This window comes from Corynebacterium sp. HMSC065D07 (assembly GCF_001810695.1).
In the GTDB taxonomy this organism is placed as follows: domain Bacteria; phylum Actinomycetota; class Actinomycetes; order Mycobacteriales; family Mycobacteriaceae; genus Corynebacterium; species Corynebacterium hesseae.
In genome coordinates this window covers 52,882-72,561 of sequence record NZ_KV802434.1, presented here as the reverse complement: position 1 = coordinate 72,561, position 19,680 = coordinate 52,882, and the positions used below count along the sequence as shown (strand labels likewise).

Annotated in this window: 21 protein-coding genes; 9 read left to right on the top strand and 12 right to left on the bottom strand. The window is 60.6% G+C overall.

Features of this window, described 5'->3' with window-relative positions:
- Nucleotides 1-6: 6 nt before the first annotated feature.
- The 4 genes from HMPREF2760_RS04235 to dut form a co-directional block, all read right to left on the bottom strand.
- On the bottom strand, nucleotides 7-1,302 hold the full coding sequence (locus tag HMPREF2760_RS04235) for a class I SAM-dependent RNA methyltransferase (protein WP_070596703.1): 1,296 nt from the start codon (nucleotides 1,300-1,302) through the stop codon (nucleotides 7-9).
- A complete protein-coding gene (locus tag HMPREF2760_RS04230; protein WP_371325874.1) occupies nucleotides 1,295-2,005 on the bottom strand; it encodes a DUF3159 domain-containing protein in 711 nt (236 codons plus the stop codon). The genes HMPREF2760_RS04235 and HMPREF2760_RS04230 overlap by 8 nt, the downstream gene beginning before the upstream one ends.
- A gap of 130 nt (nucleotides 2,006-2,135) precedes the next feature.
- Nucleotides 2,136-3,092: a DUF3710 domain-containing protein gene (locus tag HMPREF2760_RS04225; RefSeq protein ID WP_070563194.1), complete on the bottom strand. Its 957-nt coding sequence runs from the start codon at nucleotides 3,090-3,092 to the stop codon at nucleotides 2,136-2,138.
- Nucleotides 3,093-3,203: 111 nt separating this feature from the next.
- Complete coding sequence (gene dut, locus HMPREF2760_RS04220; RefSeq protein WP_070563191.1) at nucleotides 3,204-3,680, bottom strand: dUTP diphosphatase; 477 nt, start codon at nucleotides 3,678-3,680, stop codon at nucleotides 3,204-3,206.
- 132 nt (nucleotides 3,681-3,812) lie between these two features.
- Here dut and HMPREF2760_RS04215 point away from each other — a divergent pair, with 132 nt between their 5' ends.
- On the top strand, nucleotides 3,813-4,340 hold the full coding sequence (locus HMPREF2760_RS04215; RefSeq protein ID WP_070531297.1) for a DUF3093 domain-containing protein: 528 nt from the start codon (nucleotides 3,813-3,815) through the stop codon (nucleotides 4,338-4,340).
- A 27-nt stretch (nucleotides 4,341-4,367) separates the two neighbouring features.
- Here the strand turns inward: HMPREF2760_RS04215 and HMPREF2760_RS04210 are convergent, their stop codons facing one another.
- Nucleotides 4,368-4,658 (bottom strand): DUF4193 domain-containing protein, encoded by a 291-nt coding sequence (locus HMPREF2760_RS04210; RefSeq protein ID WP_070522030.1) that lies wholly within the window; start codon nucleotides 4,656-4,658, stop codon nucleotides 4,368-4,370.
- A gap of 343 nt (nucleotides 4,659-5,001) precedes the next feature.
- Here HMPREF2760_RS04210 and ppgK point away from each other — a divergent pair, with 343 nt between their 5' ends.
- Both ppgK and HMPREF2760_RS04200 read left to right on the top strand, forming a co-directional pair.
- Nucleotides 5,002-5,799, top strand: coding sequence for a polyphosphate--glucose phosphotransferase (ppgK, locus tag HMPREF2760_RS04205; RefSeq protein ID WP_070596699.1), 798 nt, complete (start codon nucleotides 5,002-5,004; stop codon nucleotides 5,797-5,799).
- A gap of 201 nt (nucleotides 5,800-6,000) precedes the next feature.
- A complete protein-coding gene (locus HMPREF2760_RS04200) occupies nucleotides 6,001-7,473 on the top strand; it encodes an RNA polymerase sigma factor (RefSeq protein WP_070596697.1) in 1,473 nt (490 codons plus the stop codon).
- 87 nt (nucleotides 7,474-7,560) lie between these two features.
- Here the strand turns inward: HMPREF2760_RS04200 and HMPREF2760_RS04195 are convergent, their stop codons facing one another.
- The 6 genes from HMPREF2760_RS04195 to HMPREF2760_RS04170 form a co-directional block, all read right to left on the bottom strand.
- Complete coding sequence (locus HMPREF2760_RS04195) at nucleotides 7,561-7,983, bottom strand: hypothetical protein (RefSeq protein ID WP_070596695.1); 423 nt, start codon at nucleotides 7,981-7,983, stop codon at nucleotides 7,561-7,563.
- 119 nt (nucleotides 7,984-8,102) lie between these two features.
- Complete coding sequence (gene dhaM, locus HMPREF2760_RS04190; protein ID WP_070596693.1) at nucleotides 8,103-8,813, bottom strand: dihydroxyacetone kinase phosphoryl donor subunit DhaM; 711 nt, start codon at nucleotides 8,811-8,813, stop codon at nucleotides 8,103-8,105.
- A gap of 3 nt (nucleotides 8,814-8,816) precedes the next feature.
- Nucleotides 8,817-9,482 (bottom strand): dihydroxyacetone kinase subunit DhaL, encoded by a 666-nt coding sequence (dhaL, locus tag HMPREF2760_RS04185; protein ID WP_070563179.1) that lies wholly within the window; start codon nucleotides 9,480-9,482, stop codon nucleotides 8,817-8,819.
- A gap of 2 nt (nucleotides 9,483-9,484) precedes the next feature.
- Nucleotides 9,485-10,486, bottom strand: a complete 1,002-nt coding sequence (dhaK, locus tag HMPREF2760_RS04180) for a dihydroxyacetone kinase subunit DhaK (RefSeq protein WP_070596691.1) — start codon at nucleotides 10,484-10,486, stop codon at nucleotides 9,485-9,487.
- Nucleotides 10,487-10,593: 107 nt separating this feature from the next.
- Entirely contained in the window at nucleotides 10,594-12,384 is a 1,791-nt protein-coding gene (locus HMPREF2760_RS04175) for a DEAD/DEAH box helicase (RefSeq protein WP_070522009.1), read from the bottom strand.
- A 94-nt stretch (nucleotides 12,385-12,478) separates the two neighbouring features.
- Nucleotides 12,479-12,730, bottom strand: a complete 252-nt coding sequence (locus HMPREF2760_RS04170; protein WP_012715089.1) for a DUF3039 domain-containing protein — start codon at nucleotides 12,728-12,730, stop codon at nucleotides 12,479-12,481.
- A 48-nt stretch (nucleotides 12,731-12,778) separates the two neighbouring features.
- Between HMPREF2760_RS04170 and HMPREF2760_RS04165 the strand changes: the two genes are divergently transcribed.
- The 6 genes from HMPREF2760_RS04165 to galE all read left to right on the top strand — a co-directional run bounded on the left by HMPREF2760_RS04165 (nucleotide 12,779) and on the right by galE (nucleotide 18,522).
- Nucleotides 12,779-13,261, top strand: coding sequence for a DUF3099 domain-containing protein (locus tag HMPREF2760_RS04165; RefSeq protein WP_070596689.1), 483 nt, complete (start codon nucleotides 12,779-12,781; stop codon nucleotides 13,259-13,261).
- A 77-nt stretch (nucleotides 13,262-13,338) separates the two neighbouring features.
- Nucleotides 13,339-14,880 carry a DUF7782 domain-containing protein gene (locus tag HMPREF2760_RS04160; RefSeq protein ID WP_185963224.1) on the top strand — a complete coding sequence of 514 codons (1,542 nt, stop codon included), beginning with the start codon at nucleotides 13,339-13,341 and terminating at the stop codon, nucleotides 14,878-14,880.
- Nucleotides 14,881-14,958: 78 nt separating this feature from the next.
- Nucleotides 14,959-15,435 (top strand): D-aminoacyl-tRNA deacylase, encoded by a 477-nt coding sequence (gene dtd, locus HMPREF2760_RS04155; protein ID WP_070563166.1) that lies wholly within the window; start codon nucleotides 14,959-14,961, stop codon nucleotides 15,433-15,435.
- 138 nt (nucleotides 15,436-15,573) lie between these two features.
- Nucleotides 15,574-16,569 (top strand): sigma-70 family RNA polymerase sigma factor, encoded by a 996-nt coding sequence (locus HMPREF2760_RS04150; protein WP_010190233.1) that lies wholly within the window; start codon nucleotides 15,574-15,576, stop codon nucleotides 16,567-16,569.
- Nucleotides 16,570-16,853: 284 nt separating this feature from the next.
- On the top strand, nucleotides 16,854-17,534 hold the full coding sequence (locus HMPREF2760_RS04145) for a metal-dependent transcriptional regulator (protein WP_070521996.1): 681 nt from the start codon (nucleotides 16,854-16,856) through the stop codon (nucleotides 17,532-17,534).
- Nucleotides 17,535-17,538: 4 nt separating this feature from the next.
- The gene (gene galE / locus HMPREF2760_RS04140; protein WP_070596688.1) at nucleotides 17,539-18,522 is read left to right on the top strand and encodes a UDP-glucose 4-epimerase GalE; all 984 of its coding nucleotides are present in this window, start codon (nucleotides 17,539-17,541) and stop codon (nucleotides 18,520-18,522) included.
- Here the strand turns inward: galE and HMPREF2760_RS04135 are convergent.
- Nucleotides 18,479-19,633, bottom strand: a complete 1,155-nt coding sequence (locus tag HMPREF2760_RS04135; RefSeq protein ID WP_070596686.1) for a DUF4192 domain-containing protein — start codon at nucleotides 19,631-19,633, stop codon at nucleotides 18,479-18,481. The genes galE and HMPREF2760_RS04135 overlap by 44 nt on opposite strands.
- Nucleotides 19,634-19,680 lie beyond the last annotated feature (47 nt).

Genomic DNA, 19,680 nt, shown 5'->3' with positions numbered 1-19,680 from the left:
CGAAAGCTATGCCACCTGTGCCGCGGGGACCAACAGCGCCAGGGTTTCAAAGTGGTGCGTTCCGGGAAAAGCATTCACCATTGCTAAGCGCTGTATGCGGTAGCCGCTCTCAGACCACGCGGCGATATCGCGGGCAAAGGTAGCGGGATCGCATCCGATGTGCAGAACGCGTTGCGGCGCTGCCTCAGCAATTGCGCCCACCACATCCCGGCCAGCACCGGTGCGCGGCGGATCCAAAACCACCGTCGTTGGCTTTGGCAATTGGCTCGCTACCTGCTCCACCTTGTCGGTGCGAAAGTGCACGTCATACTCTGCAAGACCCGGCTGTGCCGCCGCAGCCGCCGGCGAGTAATCGACGGAAAACACGGTGGTGTGCCCGCCCTGGGGCGCCGTGACTTCTGCCAGAGCAGGAACGAAAAGCCCTACCCCTCCATAGAGGTCCCAAGCCGCTGCGTCGACCGCGGATTCATCTGCGGCACTGCTTTCTCCCGCCTCCACAGCAAGCCACTCGCGTGCGAGACTGGTGTACACGTCGGGCGCGCCCACGTGCGCCTGCCAAAAAGCGGTGGCCGGGAAACGAAACTCGTGACCGTCGGCACGCTGCACGACGTCCTCGGTCGGGGCCTCGATTACTTCCCGGATAGTCTCTATGCGGCGGCCGCGCGGTGCTTTTCGCGTCTCGACGACGTGGCGGTTGCCATCGCTGTCCATGACCGCAATAACCTCCGCGCCAGGGCTAAAGGCCCGGGCACCAGGCCCTACGAGGCCCTCGACGAGGCCCGGCACGAGCTGGCTACACGCCACGTCTGTAATCAGCTCGGTGGACCCGCGCTTGCGCACACCGGCACGGCCTTGCTTGTCGACGCCCAGCCGTACCCTCGTGCGCCACCCGCGCTGCGGTGCGACATCGATAGCCTCAATCTCGGGCACGTCCTCAAGCCGGGCCACCCTATGTAGTTGATCGCGCAAGACGGCGGCCTTGATTCCTGGTTCCGCCGCAGGATCTAGCTCGGCGAAATCGCAGCAACCTGCACCGCGCTGTGCTGCGGGACACGAAGACTCGACGCGGTACTCACCTGGCTGGAGGACGGATATCATCTCAGCTTCCACGAAGGACTTCTTCGCCTTGGTAACCGTCGCCCTCACCTGGTCGCCCGGGAAAGCACTGGGGACGAAACACACGCGCCCGTCGGGCGCCTGACCGATTCCGACACCGCCGTGCCCCATGCGTTCGATGGTGGTGTCGAAGGACGCCCCTTTGACAACGCTTGAATCAGCAGCGTTGTGAGCACTCTCAGTCATGGATCCTCTCCTTGGTGTCTTCAGAGCTCTGTGCTCCTTCTACGCCCTGTGATTCCTCCACTGCGGCGTTGGCACGGCGAACCATCCAGACGGTCAAGATGGTGACGATGCCGGTTAGCGGCCACCCCATGAGGATGCGAACGATGCCGAGGGTGGTGGTGGCATCGGCGTCGTAAAGCGCGCGCTGCACCACGAAACGGGCAATGAAGACCGCGGCCCAACCCGCCGTTGCCAAGGCATAGGCTCGCCGTGCCTTCGGCACGATTCGCCACCCCATGCCATCGCCGTTGAGGCCTTTCCACACCACGCCGACAAGCGGCCAGCGCACGATGATGGAGACAACCGCCACGATGAACAGCACGAGCGACATCCAAATTCCATAAAGGAAGTAGCCCTTGGCGTCTCCTGTAAACCACGCGATACCAGCGCAGATGGCGACACCCAGCAACCCGGAAAATGCTGGCTGCAAAGTTTCTTTGCGCGCCAAACGCCACAGGCTGATAGCCAGCGCCACACCGAGCGCTGCGGCCAATGCAGGCCCCAGGCCCCACATGTTGTTAACCGGAATGAGCACCAGCACGGGCAGGGTCGCAGACACCAGACCGGTCAGGCCTCCCATCTGTTCGAGCAGCGACGGTTCTGCCTCAGGCGCTGGGGTCGCTGCTGCAGTCTGTTGTGGTGTCTCAGTATTCGTGGAGTCCATGGAGGCCTCAGAGGCGGGCGTAGTGCCGTGTTCGGTGGTATCGCGCCCTTCGGGCATAGGGGTGGTCACGTGTTTCAACAATCCTTTTCGGTAGTAGCCGGGAGGGTCACGGCCAATGGCCTAGGGCGCGCTACTTGTTCTCGTGGTCGTCGAGATTGCGCAATTGTTCGCGAGCCTCGGCCTCCGCGCCGCTTTCGGCGCGCGCGGCATTATCCGCTGGCGCGGAGTTTTGAGCGCTGGATGGTTGCGCTGCCTGTTGCTGGCGCTCCTGAAGCGCCTGCTGGACTTGCTCAGCGAGCTGCTGCGGCAGCATCACGGGAAGTGAACTTCCAGCAAGAATTGGCTGCTCGCCGCGATAGATAAAGGTGCGCGCGACGACTTCGCGTCCCAGCTGCGCTAGCTCCTCTTCCTTGCCCGCAGGAGCGGCCAAGGTCAAACGGTACATCCACCGCGGCCCTTCCACACCAATGATTCGGATTCCGCCCTTATCACTGGTGCCGACGATTTCAGAACCCCAAGGACCATCCTCCGGATGCGCTGTAAACCCATCTGCTTCCAAACCCTTGACGATGTCCTTGGCAGATTCCGCCCACTGCCCCGGCGTGCGCGGCGCGGCGAAGGCCACGGGCGTCATGCGTCCGTGCGGCGTAAGAATGTGAAGCATACGCGGGCCGTCTGGGCCCATTTCCACCTGAACCTGCGAGCCCTTCGGCAGCGGGATGCGCATCGAGCCCAGGTCCAAAAGGCCGACGGAGAAGTCCTCGAAGTTGAACTCGGCGATATCCACGTTGTCGCCGTCGTAGGGGCCCATCTCACCGTTGATGGCGTCGTGCGCCACGGCTTTTACCCCGGCAACACCTTCGACGTCATCCTGATGCTCGCGGACCAGCCCTGCGCTGGCTTGTACAGGCCCCTCAGCGGTCGAACTTTCTCCGGCCCCCGTTGCCAAGCTCTCCGCCGACGCTGGTTCGGCCGTTGCTTCTTTTACTTCTTTGTCCGCGGCATCAGTGCGGACGGTGGTGTTCTTGTCCTGGCTTTCGTCCTTGCCAGCATCCTTCTTCTTTTTGCCAAAGGGCCACATCGCCATGGTTTTGCGCCTTCCTCATTCTGTGTCTTGTGCCGGATAACTTGTGTTTGTCGGATGTGGGGTTGCTCGGTATGGCCCGCTCACGCGCAGGCTTTGCCACGAGCAACTGATTCAGTTGACGCCAGTGGATCCATACCCGCCGTCGCCGCGAGCGGTGTCATCGAGTTCCTCGACTTCGCGGAAGCCCACGAGCTCCACTCGTTGGACAACAAGCTGGGCAATTCGCATCCCGCGCTCGACCTCAAAGGTCTTTTCGGGATCGTGATTAATAAGGCACACCTTAATCTCACCGCGATACTCCGCATCGATGGTGCCCGGCGTGTTGACCACGGAAATCCCGTGCTTGGCCGCCAAGCCCGAACGCGGGTGGACCAAACCTACCGTGCCCATTGGCAAGGCAAGAGCAATGCCAGTGCCGACGAGCGCGCGTTCTCCGGGGCGCAGAGTAGCGTCATGCGCGGCGTAGAGATCCGCGCCAGCATCGCCACGATGGGCTCGCTGCGGCAGCGGAAGCTCCTTATCAAGGCGCTTGATCTGAATGTCTCCGAATGGACTTACCGGATCTACAAGGGGGTGTTGCTCATTCACGCGGCCCAGCCTACCTTGTCCCCACCATCCCCTACCCCGAGGGATGGAGCTTTGTGCCGCGTCTACCGCGGTTACCCGGCACCTTTGGTTGCGTTGGGTTCTGCCCTTCCCCGACGACTAGACTCAGAGGCCATGACTTCGAATTCATCGCCTGTTTCCCCCACAGCGTCTGCTGAATCCCCCGTCATCCTCTATCGCGAGCGCCAATGGGTGCCGTGGTACTGGTGGTTTATGGCTGCGTTCGTCGTGGCGATTTCCACGGCCACGGTCAGCCTCAACCGCGGCATCATGTGGGTCATTATTCCCGCCATTCTGCTTAGTGCCATCGCCGTGTGGGTGCTAGTGACGTGGTCCAACACAGTAGTTCAAGTGGAGCAGGATGCCGATGGCACCCGGTGGCTCACCGTGAAGGACGCACAGCTACCTAGCGACGTTGTCTCCCGCAGTACCGCGGTGCCGGCCACCGCGCGGCGCAATGCGCTGGGACCACAGCTCGATCCGGCTGCTTTCCTTGTCACGCATGGCTGGGTTCCTGAGCACGTCATGCTCGTCCTCGACGACCCAGAAGATCCCACGCCCTATTGGCTCATCGGCTCCACCAACCCCGAAAAGCTCCTCGCGGCCTTCCTTCCAGAACAGGCGGCAGCCGCCCAAGGCTAAGAGTCACGCGCAGGATGAACTGCTGCGCTAGGCGCAGTCCATGCAGACTGGCTGCCCATCCTCTTCGTGGTCGAGGCGCTTATTGGACTGCACCAGGTAGCACACAGAACAGGTGAATTCGTTTTCTTTACGCGGCACGACGGTGACATTGAGCTCCTCACCAGTCAGGTCCACTGACGGCGGCTGAAAAGCCTCGACGATTTCACCATCGTCATCCATGCCGTTGTTGTCGTTTTCAGCCGCCTTCAGGCCCTCGAGGGAATCGGTCTCGAGGTCGTCTTCTGCGCGGCGACGCGGTGCGTCGTAATCGGTGGCCATAATGCTTGCCCCTGTGAGTCAGATTGATCGGTACGTCTATTTATCGACGGCATCGTAAACCACGCAAGCCCCCGTGTCACACTCGCCCCGCGATGGGGGCACCAACCGCCCCACCCCTCTACCCCCTACCCTGCGAATTTTAATAGGATGAGCTGGTCATTCACCGTTCTTGGAGTGCTGGATATTTTTCTGAGTATCACTCCTCACACCCACCCACAATGCGGTCACTAATACGGGAGCGGCTGCAGTCACTAATACGGGAACGGCACAGTGCCGACTCCGCCAGCGATACGAAACTCACACTGTTGCCACATCAACGCCGCGCTCAACATAGACTGTCAGTATGACCGCGCAAGAAGCACAGCACCAGGACACGACATTGAGCCTTGAGCACCAGGGCCATTCCTTTGGCATTGATGTTGGGGGCTCCGGCATCAAGGGCGCCGAGGTAGACCTCGCGACAGGCGAATTCGTCGGTGACCGTCTGAAGATCGCTACTCCCCAGCCCGCTACGCCGGAAGCCGTAGCAAAGGTAATTGCCCAAATCGTCGCCGAAAAAGGCTGGGACGGCCCCGTCGGAATCACGATGCCTGCTGTGGTGAAAGGCCAAGTGATTCGTAGCGCGGCGAATATTGATAAGTCTTGGATTGACGTGGATGCGCAGGATTTGTTGAGCCAATACCTCGACGCGCCCTTCACCGTGCTTAACGACGCCGACGCGGCCGGCCTCGCCGAAGTGGCCTACGGTGATGACATTGCACGTTCGGGCCCCGTCATCTTCCTCACCCTGGGCACGGGCATCGGCTCCGCATTCCTTCTGGACGGCCAGCTCTTCCCCAATACGGAGATTGGCCACCTTATCGTTGGTGAGAAGGAAGCAGAGCACCAGGCGTCGTCGGCAGTCAAGGAACGCGAAGGTCTCAAGTCCAAGCAGTGGGCAAAGCGCGTCAACCGCGTACTCCACGAGTATGAGGCACTGTTTAACCCTTCAGCCTTTGTGATCGGTGGAGGAATCTCCCGCAAGTTCGACAAGTGGGGCGAGCACCTCAAAATTGAAACGCCGGTCGTTGCTGCTCAGCTCCGCAATCGCGCGGGCATCGTGGGCGCGGCGATGGCGGCGAAGGAAGGAATTCGCCCCTAATCTATATCGTCCCAGCGTTCCCTAGTTGACCCCTGTCACCGCCTGTTGACAAAAATGATCTATACTGGGCTGTCGATTATCGAATATCCAGCGGCGCGCCTCCCTCGCTCATCTCGGAGGCGGGCTAGCATCGGGGACTAGTCGCGACAAACTTGCGCGTCCCCATATTTTCCACTCAGAGAGCAAGTCGAAAGGGCGTACGTGGCAGCCACTGATTCTTCAGACCAGGTACTCGGCGAGGACAAGAGCGCCGCCGAGGCATCTGCACCTGCACAGAAGACCGCCAAGAAGACGGCAAAAAAGACCGCTAAGAAGACGGCCAAGAAAACCGCGAAAAAGACTGCGAAGAAGACCGCCAAGAAAACGGCTAAGAAGACGGCCAAGAAGGCAACAAAGAAAACTACTCGCAAGTCCGCCCAGAAGGCCGCGAAAAAGACGGCCAAGAAGACGGTGCGCAAGTCGGCGGCAAAGAAGGCAACCTCGCCGGAAAGCGCCGAGTCTTCGGAGGACCTCGCAGAGGAACAGACCGATGAGTTGGACGCCGAGACGTCCGATGACGCCGACATCGACTTCGATCCGGACAACGCGGAGATGGACGAGGACGACGAGTTCGGTGACGATGATGACGATTTGGAGGATGAGGACTCCGAGGACGAAGAGGAGGATGGCTCCTCCGTCTGGGATGAGGATGAATCCGCTGCCCTGCGTCAGGCCCGTAAAGACGCGGAGCTGACTGCTTCGGCCGACTCTGTCCGCGCCTACCTCAAGCAGATCGGTAAAGTCGCCCTGCTCAACGCCGAGCAGGAGGTCTCCCTGGCCAAGCGCATCGAGGCAGGCCTCTACGCTCAGTACCGCATGGACGAGATGGAGAAGGCTCGCGCCGAAGGCGACAAGGCCGCCAAGCTCTCCCCCATGGAGAAGCGCGACATGCGCGCCATCGCTCGTGACGGCCGCAAGGCAAAGAACCACCTCCTCGAGGCAAACCTGCGCCTCGTGGTGTCCTTGGCTAAGCGCTACACGGGCCGCGGCATGGCCTTCCTGGATCTCATCCAAGAAGGCAACCTGGGTCTAATCCGCGCCGTTGAGAAGTTCGACTACACCAAGGGCTATAAGTTCTCCACTTATGCCACCTGGTGGATCCGCCAGGCCATTACTCGCGCCATGGCTGATCAGGCTCGTACCATCCGCATCCCGGTGCACATGGTGGAAGTCATCAACAAGTTGGGCCGCATTCAGCGCGAGCTGCTTCAGGACTTGGGCCGCGAGCCCACCCCGCTGGAGCTGGCGAAGGAAATGGATATCACCGAAGAGAAGGTGCTGGAGATCCAGCAGTATGCCCGTGAGCCCATTTCCCTGGACCAGACCATCGGTGATGAGGGCGACTCCCAGCTCGGTGACTTCATTGAGGATTCCGAAGCGGTCATTGCTGTCGACGCTGTGTCCTTTACCTTGCTGCAGGATCAGCTCCAGGACGTGCTCACGACCCTCTCCGAGCGAGAGGCCGGCGTGGTTCGTCTGCGCTTCGGACTGACCGATGGCATGCCGCGCACTTTAGACGAAATCGGCCAAGTCTACGGCGTTACCCGCGAGCGTATTCGCCAGATCGAGTCCAAGACGATGTCCAAGCTGCGCCACCCATCACGCTCTCAGGTGTTGCGCGACTACCTAGACTAGGGAGAGCAGAAAGATTTAAGCGGCGAGGAGGTTTAACCTTCCTCGCCGCTTCTTCTGTGCTCTGCGCGCTCTATGCGCATTGGATGGCTAATAATTTGGCCCCACGACAAAAATCAGTGCCATGGAAACGAAAGGAGCAATGTAGCTCCAGCCCACGCCAATGAGCATTCCCCACACCGCCATGCCGGTCCCCCTGTGCTCAGGGCGTCGCCCCGATCCGAGAATGAGCGCAGCAACGCCAAGCCCTGCTGCACACCACCCAGTGATCATGGTAAGCATCGACAGCATGAAGCCAACGGGGCTGATGAGGAGTGTCAGCGCGATGTCGATAAGTGGCGGAACGATAGCCAAGCCCAGTGCCCATGGGGCGAGCGGGTTTTGAGTGGATGGCCTTTCATAAGGCACCGGCGCATAGGAACCCGCATAGGAATTCGGATAAGCCTGCGGGTACGGAGCCTGGTACGGATCCGCTGCGTAGTAGTTTGGTTCTACATAGTCGGGCTGGGTCATGACTTCCCACTTTCGCGAAGACTCGGCTAGGTCACTGCCCGATAGCTTATGCGAAGGCAGCGGGCGCAGTCCCCGCGTACGGGGGTCATTGCCCGCTGCTCATCGATTTCCTTGGCGCCTTAGCCGTCGAGCCCCAGCTCAATGCCCGTAGCAATCCGGTCAATGACCTCTTTATCAGCAGCGTCACCGCTGATAGTCACTGAAGCGCCCTGACAAGCACCAAGAGACATCAACATCATTGCAGAGTCTGCGTCCACCTCTTCGCCATCAAAGGAGAGGACAATGACACCGTCTGCCTCTGCGGCCATCTCCGCAACCTTGGAGGCTGGACGGGCGTGTAGTCCCGCCTCATCAGCCACAGTCACTGTCAGCGAGTACCTATCTGGGTTGGTTTCGGGCTCCTCTTGATCCACCGGATCAGCGGCGGCAGACTTCTTCAGCACGAAGACCTCGATGGCCCGTTCCGCAGCTCTGGCGACGGCCGCAAGGTCATCGCCTTGTTGGGCGGCGGTGGCGGCGGCAACGGCAGCCTCGACTAGTGGGGCGTCCACAAACCGGACTTGTTCTTCATCAAGGAACTCAAGAACAGACTCAACGGTCATCGTGGCCGAGCCCAAGTCCGTGAGGACGACAACGCCGAGACCTTGGCCGAGGGCATGGCTGATGGCGCCTTCGATGTAGTCGTAGGAAGTTCCGATTCCGCCGTCTTCCAAGCCGCCGGCGGGAAGGATGGTCACATCAGCGGCCATTTGTCCGGCAAGCTCTGCTAGGCCTTCAGCGAGCTTGGCCGAATGCGATACAAGGACAAGCCCAACGCGCGGTTGTGTCATGTTCTATGCCTCCTTCGTTGAAGTCTCGGCAGCATCGGCAGCCGCGGCCAGGAACAGAGCCGAGGACGTAGCACCCGGATCCTTGTGCCCAGCAGAGCGCTCCCCAAGATAGGAAGCGCGGCCCTTCGTTGCCACCATCGGAATGGTATCCTCCGCGCCGGTTGCTGCGGCGTCAGCAGCCGCCCGCACAACCTCAGCGGGACTCAGCGCGGCATCCGCCGCTTCACGGGCAGCTCGTGCGGCCGGCGCCCAGGCGTCGACCATCGTCTTCTCCCCTTCCGCGGCCTTGCCGCGCGCAGTAATCCCCTCGAGTGCAGCCTCGATTAGACTGGCCACCGTGGGCGCATCAATCGCCCCGGAACCGGCAGCCTTAGACGCACGCAAGAAAGCGGTCCCTAGCAACGGCCCGGAGGCGCCGCCAACGGTGGACATGAGTGTCTTTGCCGTCAGTTTCAGAACATCAGCGACGGTAGAATCCTCTGGGGAGATTTCCGCGCCCATCTTCTCCACGACGGCGCGGAAGCCGCGATCGACGTTTTCACCGTGGTCGCTGTCTCCAATGGCGCGGTCAAGCTCGATGAGCTCCTCGCGGTGCTCATGCGCAGCTGCAGCACAATTATTCATCCACGCTAATGCCCAGTCGGTTGAAAGAGTTACATCATTTGTCATAGTTACACTCCTTGGCGTAGTGCGGCGGTGTGGCAGGGGGCGTCGAAAAGCGCAAGGTCTTCGTCGTCGGCGCGCATGACGCTCACGGAGCACCCGGCCATATCCAGACTCGTAACGAAGTTGCCCACAAGGGAGCGTTCAATGCTCACCCCCGCCTCCTTTAAGCGCTGAGCTACCCGGCGGTAAACCACGTACAGCTCAGAGGCCGGGGTGGCTCCCATGCCGTTGACAACGACGATGGTGCGCTCGCCTTCGCTCAGCTTAAGGTCTGCCAGGACGGGATCAAGCAAGTGGTCCGTTACGTCGTCGGCCGAAACCAGCGGAATCTCCTTGCGGCCCGGCTCGCCGTGGATGCCCACGCCCAACTCAACCTCGTCTTCCCCGAGGTCAAAGGAAGGCTTGCCCACATGGGGCACGGTGCAGGCGGAAAGCGCCGCGCCCATAGTCGCGGTGTTTTCTACCACCTTTTTCGCCACAGCGGTCACTGCAGCGAGGTCATCGCCGCGCTCGGCCGCGGCACCGGCTAGCTTCTCCACCAAGAGGGTTCCGGCGACGCCGCGGCGACCGGCGGTAAACGTAGAATCCTCCACCGCGACATCGTCGTCGACGATGACCTGGCTAACTTCAATATCATCGAATTCAGCCAGCTCTGCCGCAGTATCGAAGTTGAGGACATCGCCGGTGTAGTTCTTCACGATGTAGAGCACTCCCGCCCCAGCATTAGCTGCCTCGGTGGCTGCTTGGATGGCGTCTGGAGTCGGCGAGGTGAACATAGCGCCGGGCACGGCCGCGTCCAACATTCCATGACCAACGAAACCGGCATGCAAAGGCTCGTGCCCAGAACCACCGCCGGAGACAATAGCCACCTTGCCGTGTTCTTTCTTCTGTTTGCGGGAAACAAACAGCGGGTTCGTGTTGCGAGTGACAATGTCACCGTGGGCTAACGCGAAGCCCTCTACTGATTCGGCTACTACGTTGTCCGGCGAGTTGATGAGCTTTTTCATCATCTTTCTCCTTAGGTTTTCCTTGGCCTAGAGCACTCTTCTCACAATGCTGCCGAGCCTACCCTTCGCCACCGGATACTGTGCCGGATTCTACTGCGTCCGCGCAGCTACCACTTGCGCAAATAATCGATGCGCTCTTGCAACTGCTCAGCGTTACACAGCGCGGTAGGAGGTCCGCCGCAAGCCTTGCGCGCTTCAGTGTGAATGGCTCCGTGCGGGCGGCCGGTGCGCTGAGCGGTGATGGAGACCACCGTGTTGAGCTCCTTGCGCAGCGCGGAAATCTCATCCACCACGCCTGACTGGGATCCGGTGCTGCTTGCCGACGCCTCCGCCCCACGCTTGGGCGCATGCGGGGTGCCGTAGAGCTTGCGACGTTGTTCCTCCGCCGCCTCAGCAGCCCGGCGCGCCTTCTCCTCTGCCTCACGGCGATCCATCTCATCGGACTGTTTCTTGCGCAGGAGGTCCTTGACCTGGTCTGCGTCGAGAAGCCCGGGAATTCCGAGGAAGTCTTCTTCTTCGTCGGTGATATTGCCCGTGGTGAACTGCGAGCCGTTGTAGAGCAGGCCGGAGAATTCTGCTTCCGCGCCGAGGGACTCATAGGAAGGTTCGAGCATGTCCGGTTCGGACTTCTTCTTGTTGGCGTCCTCGAGCAGCTCATCATCCCAGCCCTCCTTGTCGGGGTTCTTCTCCCCTCCGAGGACGTGGTCGCGCTGCTTCTCCATGTTCTCCGCCAGCCCCAGCAGGACCGGGACAGAAGGCAAGAATACCGAGGCGGTCTCTCCCGGCATGCGGGAGCGCACGAAGCGGCCGATGGCCTGAGCAAAAAAGAGCGGGGTCGAGGCAGACGTGGCATAGACACCCACTGCGAGGCGCGGAACGTCGACACCCTCGGACACCATGCGTACGGCCACCATCCACTCGTCGGTGGATTCGGAGAACTCTGCGATACGCGCGGAGGAACCCGGGTCATCGGAGAGGATGACGGATACCGGGGTGTTTGAAATCTGCTTGAGGATCTTCGCGTAGGCGCGCGCCGTCGTCGTATCGGTAGCGAGTACGAGGCCACCGGCATCCGGCATGTTGCGGCGCATCTGCATCAGACGCGTGTGGGCAGCTTGAAGGACCGTGGGGATCCACTCGCCCTTCGGGTCCAGAGCAGTGCGCCACGCGCGGGCGGTCTGCTCCGGATTGAGGATATCGCCCAAGCGGGCCGCATGCTCCTCGCCGGCACTATCGCGCCAGCGGGACTCGCCGGAGTAACTGAGGAAGACCACGGGGCGCACGACGCCGTCGGCAAGCGCATCGCCATAGCCGTACGTGTGATCGGAGCGGGAGACCAAGTGCCCTTCCCCGTCCTCCTCGTAGCGCACGAAAGGAATCTGGGAATCATCCGAGCGGAAAGGCGTACCGGTCAGGGCGAGGCGGTGCTCCACGTCGTCATAGGCCTCGCGCACGCCGTCACCCCAGCTCTTGGCGTCGCCGGCGTGGTGGATCTCATCGAGAATCACCAAGGTGCGCCGGGCTGAGGCCACCGCGCGGTGCTTAAAGGGGTGCATGCCTACCTGGGCGTAAGTCACCACCACGCCATCCATGGCGGGGTTGACTCCAGAAGAGTTCGTGAACTTCGGATCCAGCGCGAGCCCCACGCGGGAGGCAGATTCAGACCACTGCACTTTGAGGTGCTCGGTGGGCACCACCACGATCACGCGCTCTACGGTACGGTCCGCCATGAGCTCTGTGGCCACGCGCAGGGCGAAGGTAGTCTTACCTGCGCCTGGCGTTGCCACCGCCATGAAATCCTTCGGCTTGGTGGCCAGGAACTTATCCAAGGCCGCGCGTTGCCACACACGCAGCGAACCATTATTGGCAAATCTTTGTGCTGGAGTCTGTGTAGACACGGTCAGCGACTATCCCCCTCTAGTTATCCCAACATCCCGCTCTTGTGAAAGTCTTCGTTTTACGTCGACGCAATACTAAGCGTCGACGGCACGCTTAGCGGCGGCGCAGGCTCTTATATACGCGCTCGCAGTCCGGGCACACGGGCGAACCAGGCTTGGCTTGCTTGGTGACGGGGAAGGTCTCACCACAGAGGGCAACGACGTACTTACCGTTGACCGCGGAATCGAGGATCTGGTTCTTCTTTACATAGTGGAAAAACTTCGGGGTGTCGTCGTTGGTCGACGTATCCTCGCGGACATCAGGGCGTTCAATAGTCTTAGTCGTCGTACTCACGCCCACTATCATGCCGCATCGGTATCGAAGTTGGCGAGTCCTACCGCTACGCTGGTGAGCATGACCCCTTCGAACTCGCGCGATAACGTCAGCCATACCCCACGATCGGGGCGGCGGCGTGGGCGTCGATTCGGGCGCAAGGCTTATCTCATTACAACCGCCAAACTCGCTCCCGGCCAGGACCGGCATCGCCGCGAAGTTATCTACTCCATTTTGCAGTTTCTGCGCATCCCTTCACTGCTTCTAGCTGGTGTCATGGTGTATGCCTGGCATTGGTGGATAGCCGCCGCCCTCGTCGTGGGCGTCACCTTCCCGCTTCCCTGGATAGCCGTGGTCATCGGCAACGGGCGGGGGCAGAAGAAGGACAAACGTGACAAAGCTGTGTATAAGCCCGCTCTCGCCCGACAGATGGCGCAGGCACGGCGCGAACAAATCACCAGCGGTGCTCATGGCGAACTTCCCGGCGCGCCCTCATCGGAGGATTCCCCCTCGGGCACGAACGCGGAGAGTTCAACGACCAACACAATTGAGCACGAAGATTAAGAAGTCACCGTTTCCTTCCCCAACTATCAAAGGATATTTTTGTGAGCACCCAACAGCCCTCCCCTTTCGGCCCGGCGATGAACCCGGACAACCCCATCGCAGACGTTGCGGAAGAACTAGCCCACGTCTTTACTGAGGCAGGGTTCAGTGCGGACGGTATCGCGGGACACCTGGGGCCGGAGTACACCGAAGCGCTACATCGCGGCGAGCCAGCCGCCGTGGCACTGGGAGCCAACGGTGATTCCCGCCTGGACCACCTCATCCGGATCTTCCTGCTGCACGAACACGTACCGGCCACGCTGCTTTCCGACGTCCTCGGCGCACGCCTAGCCACCCGGCTGCTCGACTGCGGCGCAGTGCTTACCGACGAGCACGGCACCGCCTACGTGGCTTATGACATTCGGCCACACGTCATCGTGGGTAAGAACCGCATCGTGTTTTCCGATGTTGATGCCTCCCTAGTGGATCACGTGCCCGGCCCCGAGCACGTGTTGGGGGTAGGCTCTGCCAGTCTTTCCCTCTTGCACTCGACCCCGACCACACCCGTGTCCTCAGTACTAGACCTGGGCACGGGTTCTGGCGTACAAATCCTTGGGCAACTGGAGTCTGCTGAAAGAATTGTTGCGACCGACGTTCACGAGCGAGCCCTCCACCTTGCCCGCGCTACCGTCGCTGCTGCAGGCGCAGAAAACCGTGTTGAGCTTCGCCAGGGTTCTTGGTTCGAGCCCGTGCAGCACGAGAGCTTCGACCGAATCGTTGCTAACCCTCCGTTCGTGGTGGGCTTGCCCGAGGTGGGCCACGTGTACCGGGATTCCGGCCTCAATCTGGATGGAGCAAGTGAGCTTGTCATATCGCAAGCTGTGGAGCACCTCAATCCTGGGGGCACCGCACACATTCTCGCTGCGTGGGTACACCAAGGCGACAAGTCTTGGCAGCAGCGGGTTGCCTCATGGCTGCCGGATACCGGCGTGGCCGCGTGGATCATTCAGCGCGATGTGGCGGACCCTGCGCTCTATGTTTCCACGTGGTTGAGCGATGAATCCGTGGATGTTCGCAGTGCTGAAGGCCAGGAGCGTTCACGCCGTTGGCTGGAGCATTTCCGTGATCATGATGTCACCGGCATCGGGTTTGGCTTCGTGGCTATCCAGCGCATCGCAGACGACGAGCCCTCCGATGTTTTGGCGGAGACCATGGCGCAGCCAGTCATCGATCCGCTCGGGCCCGAAGTGGAGGAATACTTCGCTCGCATTGAATGGCTACGCAACCTGGTGCCGGGTGAGCTGGAAACAAAGCATGTGCAGCTGCGCCCAGGTGTCGCCCGCGAAGACGTTTCACTGCCCGACACGGAGCTTGGCATGGGCTTTGAGCGCGCAGCATTACGGCTCAGCCGCACGGACGGTCCGCGCTGGCAGCATGACGTCGACGAGCACCTCGCGGCGATCGTCGCCGGGCTCAATCCCCACGGGCTGAGTATTGGGGAGACCATCGAGCTCTATGCCGCCGCGCAGGGCTTTGAGGAATCCGAGTTGGTCAGCGCCGCGCTTCCAGCCATTGTGGATCTCATCCGCCATGGGCTACTCATCCCTACGGAGCTGTTGGCATTTAGCAACACTGAGTAGCCCTCTCCCTCCCCCAAGTCCCTCGCGTTTGTCATCTGAGAAAGAACTCCTCCCCAGAAAGGTCGTGCACTCGATCCCATGCGTGCTGTCTTAACCCGCGTTTCCGAAGCAACCGTCACCGTAGACAACGACGTTGTCGGCTCTATTTCCTGCCCGGATACCGGCGGCGTCTTAGCGCTCGTCGGTGTTTCCCGCGAGGACGTCGCGGCAGGTTCTGATTCCGGTACTGCCGAGGGACCAACCTTGGAAGAGCGGATGGACACGATGGCGCGCAAAATCGCTGAGCTGCGCATCCTAGAAGGCGAGACGAGCGTGGCCGACAGCGGTGCGCCTGTTCTGGTGGTAAGTCAGTTCACCCTTTACGGGCGAACGGCCAAAGGCAGGCGCCCATCGTGGTCAGATGCCGCACCGGGTGAAGCCGCGCAGCCGGTTATCCAGGGAGTTGTCGCTCGCCTTCGCGAGCGCGGACTCACTGTGGAAGAAGGCCGCTTTGGAGCGATGATGCGCGTGTCCTCCGTCAATGAAGGACCATTTACCGTGATCGTTGAGGTCTAGCTTCGGCGCGCCTCCCCCAAAATGGCCTAAAACCTCTCGCACTTCCCGGGTGATTAAACATTTTTGGGGCCGTGGGAACTATCTGACGCGAAGGCCCGTTGTAGGGGATGAACCAAGCCGCAACTTAGGAGGCATGAGATGGCCACATCATCCGCTGCTAGCGTCCAAGACGAGGACGGACAGGAAGTTGACCGCGGCTCACGCCGTAACCAGACCAATGACAATCCCTCCGCGGACTTGGTCCGCGTTTACCTCAATGGAATCGGCAAGACTGCGCTGCTGAGCGCCGAGGACGAGGTTGAATTGGCGCAGACTATTGAGGTTGGCCTCTACGCCGAGTACAAGCTTGCCAATGCTGAGAAGCTAACTCGCGCGGAGAAGCGTGACCTGAAGATCTTGGCCCGCGAAGGTAAGAAGGCACGCTCCCACCTCTTGGAAGCAAACCTGCGCCTCGTGGTCTCCCTGGCTAAGCGCTATACCGGCCGCGGCATGCCGCTACTGGATCTCATCCAGGAGGGTAACTTGGGCCTGATTCGCGCTATGGAGAAGTTTGACTACGCCAAGGGCTTCAAGTTCTCCACATACGCAACCTGGTGGATCCGCCAGGCCATTACCCGCGGCATGGCTGACCAGTCCCGGACAATTCGCCTCCCTGTACACCTAGTTGAGCAAGTTAATAAGCTTTCGCGCATCAAGCGCGAGATGTACCAATCCCTAGGCCGCGAGGCTACGAACGAGGAGCTCGCAGAGGAATCGGGAATCGAAGAGTCCAAGATCGAAATGCTGCTGCGCCAGTCCCGCGATCCTGTCTCCTTGGATATGCCGGTGGGCACCGATGAAGAGGCTCCACTGGGAGACTTCATCGAGGATGCCGAAGCAACGGACGCCGAAACCGCCGTGGTTGCTTCCATGCGCCACTCCGATATCCGCTCCGTCATTGGTTCTTTGGAGGAGCGCGAGCAGGACGTCATCCGCTTGCGCTATGGCTTGGACGACGGGGTTCCGCGCACCCTCGACCAGATTGGCCGCAAATTCGGTCTCTCCCGCGAACGCGTTCGCCAAATTGAACGTGAGGTCATGGCCAAGCTGCGCGAAGGAAACCGCGCCGATCGCCTCCGCGAATACGCACTCTAAATCTCTTATTCGAATCCTGGCATGAGCCATCGAGCCAGCTACCTGCTAGCCCAGCTGAAACAGCATTGTGGGCTTTGGTGGTCAGTGCTCGGTGGCTTTCGTCGTTCCACAAGGTCCCGCGAGGTTGCCGTGCCCCGTCGAACCCCCGCCGGAGGCACAGCGCTGCGCGCTCAATACTTTCGACGAATGCGCTATTGTTTAAGATATTCTTTTAATACATCCTTATTACCGCGTCTAAACCTATGTGGCTACGCACCGCCCACAACGCAGAAAGGTAAGCCCACGTGAGGGACCTAGTTGACACCACGGAAATGTATCTGCGCACCATCTACGAGCTCGAAGAGGAAGGCATCACTCCCCTCCGCGCGCGGATCGCAGAGCGTTTAGAGCAGTCTGGGCCGACCGTATCCCAGACCGTGGCTCGTATGGAGCGCGATGGCCTGCTCCACGTGCGCACTGATCGCAGCCTCGACCTCACCCAACAGGGCCGCGAATTGGCAACCAACGTCATGCGCAAGCACCGCCTAGCTGAACGCTTGCTCACAGACGTCCTTGGACTGGACATCGACAAGGTCCACGACGAGGCCTGCCGGTGGGAACACGTCATGAGTGAAGAGGTAGAAAAGCGCGTCGTCGCGGTATTGGAGGATTCCTCGCGCTCACCATTCGGCAACCCCATCCCAGGCTTGGCACAGTTGGGCACGACCCCGGTGGAGCTCGACTTGGGAACCCGCGCCATCGACCTCCCCACGGGACAAGAAACTGAAGCCACCATCGTGCAAATCAATGAGGTGTTGCAGGCCGACAGCTCGACCTTCGATGATCTTTATTCCTGCGGAATCCAAATCGGTTCGCAGGTGACGGTGGTCAATGAGAGCGGAACCATTACGCTGACGACGAAGTCGGGCCATACTGTCGAGCTTGTCGACGATCTCGCCCACGCCATCCGAGTTAAGGAGAAGTAAGACGATGAAGCTGTTAGTTACCGGTGGTGCCGGATATGTCGGCAGTGTGTGCGCGGCAGTCTTGGTTGAAAAAGGCCACGACGTCACCATCATCGACAACTTCTCTACCGGCAACCGCGAGGCCATCCCAGAGCAGGCACGTCTCGTTGAAGGCGACGTCGCTGATGTCGCCCGTGAGGTGTTGTCTGAAGGTGGATTCGACGGCGTGCTGCACTTTGCGGCGCGTTCCCTCGTCGGTGAATCCGTTGAAGCCCCCGCTGACTATTGGCAACATAATGTCGTAACCACGCTGACGCTCCTGAACGCCATGCGGGAATTCGAGGTCACAAACCTCGTCTTTTCCTCGACCGCGGCAACCTACGGCGAGCCAGCGCAAGTGCCAATTACCGAGTCGATGCCTACGCAGCCAACGAATCCTTACGGCGCGTCCAAGCTCGCAATTGACTACATGATCACGTCCTATGCCACTGCCTACGGCCTTGGGGCGACCTCCTTGCGCTACTTCAATGTCGCCGGAGCCTACGGCACCATTGGAGAAAACCGCGAAGTAGAAACCCACCTCATTCCCCTCGTCCTGCAGGTAGCGCTGGGACACCGCGACAAGATTTTCATCTTCGGCGATGACTACAACACCGCCGACGGCACCGCGGTCCGGGATTACATCCACATCCGAGACCTGGCAGAGGCCCACGTCCTAGCGCTGGAGAGCAACGCCGCAGGAACGCACCGCATCTACAACCTTGGCTCCGGGGATGGCTACTCCGTCAAACAGGTCATTGAGGCCTGCCGCGAAGTAACCGGTCACCCCATCCCGGCTGAGCTTGCACCTCGCCGCGCTGGGGATCCCGCAACACTCGTGGCCTCCTCGGAAAAGATCAAATCCGAGCTCGGGTGGAATCCCAGCCGCACCGATCTAACCACCATCGTGACAGACGCGTGGAACTTCACCCAGCAGCTCGGCGAGCGGGCACATTCTGCGCATCGCTAGCCGCATCCTCTGAATGCTCCTCCCCTTCCCCTATAGCGTTTTCATAGGATTTGAGGGCGCCTGTATGAATTGAGTCCCGAATCTTTTCGTGCAGGCCATGACGGTATGCCTGGCACAGGAGTGAGCCTAGGCGGTGGCTGGGAAATTCTTCCACGACGAGCTGCAATGCAGGGCCGGCGAGGATATCCCACTCCTGTTCCAGCTGCGCCAGCGCAAAGAGAGTCAGCGCGTTTGCCCGCAACTCGCCGCCGAATGTCCGCGCCGCCGCCAGAAGGAGATGCGCTCCCTTTTCGCCCGACGTCGCGCACACGTTCACGACAAGGTCGCGCGTCCACGTCGTTGACAGCCACACAGCACAGGTTGCCAGCAGCTCACTGTCCTGCTCAGCCTCCTCCACCGACGCCACCTGGTGAAGCGCCCACCGAGCATCGTCGAGCAAGTGATCCAAGAGGTCCTTTCGTTTCTTTCCCCGCACAGCTGCTACCTGCGCACGATACTGCGTCGCCGTTTCTCGCGCTTGCCGCGCCAAGGCATCGGCTTCGGCAGCATCCAGATACTGGTTCCCTGCGGCAAAGACAGCAAAGAACTCCTCCCTATTGAGCTCCGGTACAACATTGTGGTCGACGCAAGAGCGCATCGAGGGGGCGTCGGTCAGCGCCGGTATTGTCCCCTCAACCCACTTCTTCATTGGCCCGCTTCCATCCGCGTTGACGGTTCCATGAAGCAAGACATAAGCCTCATGTTTGGTGATTTCCCGGGTATGCCACGCAGCGTCGACCTCCAGCCCGTCCTCGGCGCGGTCTAGGCCATATAGCCAGTGAGCCACCTCCCTGAGCTCGGTGAGGGGACGCTTCGAAATAAGGAATGCAAACACACCTTCGCGGGCGTGCTCGGCCAGTAACGGCGAGATGTCCGCTACTGCCCCTTGGGCATCAGCAATGTCGACGCGAGCAAGCGGGCCCATGGCTGGGCCTCGCGGGGTGGTATCGATAGCCATGAAAACCACCGATTCAGTGGGATAGAAGCCTAGGAGGCCAGGGATGTTTGCGAGGAGGTGACCTGGGGTCGTTATCGGTGGAGTGCGGTCTGTATGCGTTGAGAGTGTGTTCATACCTTGTAGCCTGAACCACACTTACCTCAGTTCGCTAGAGCACTAAG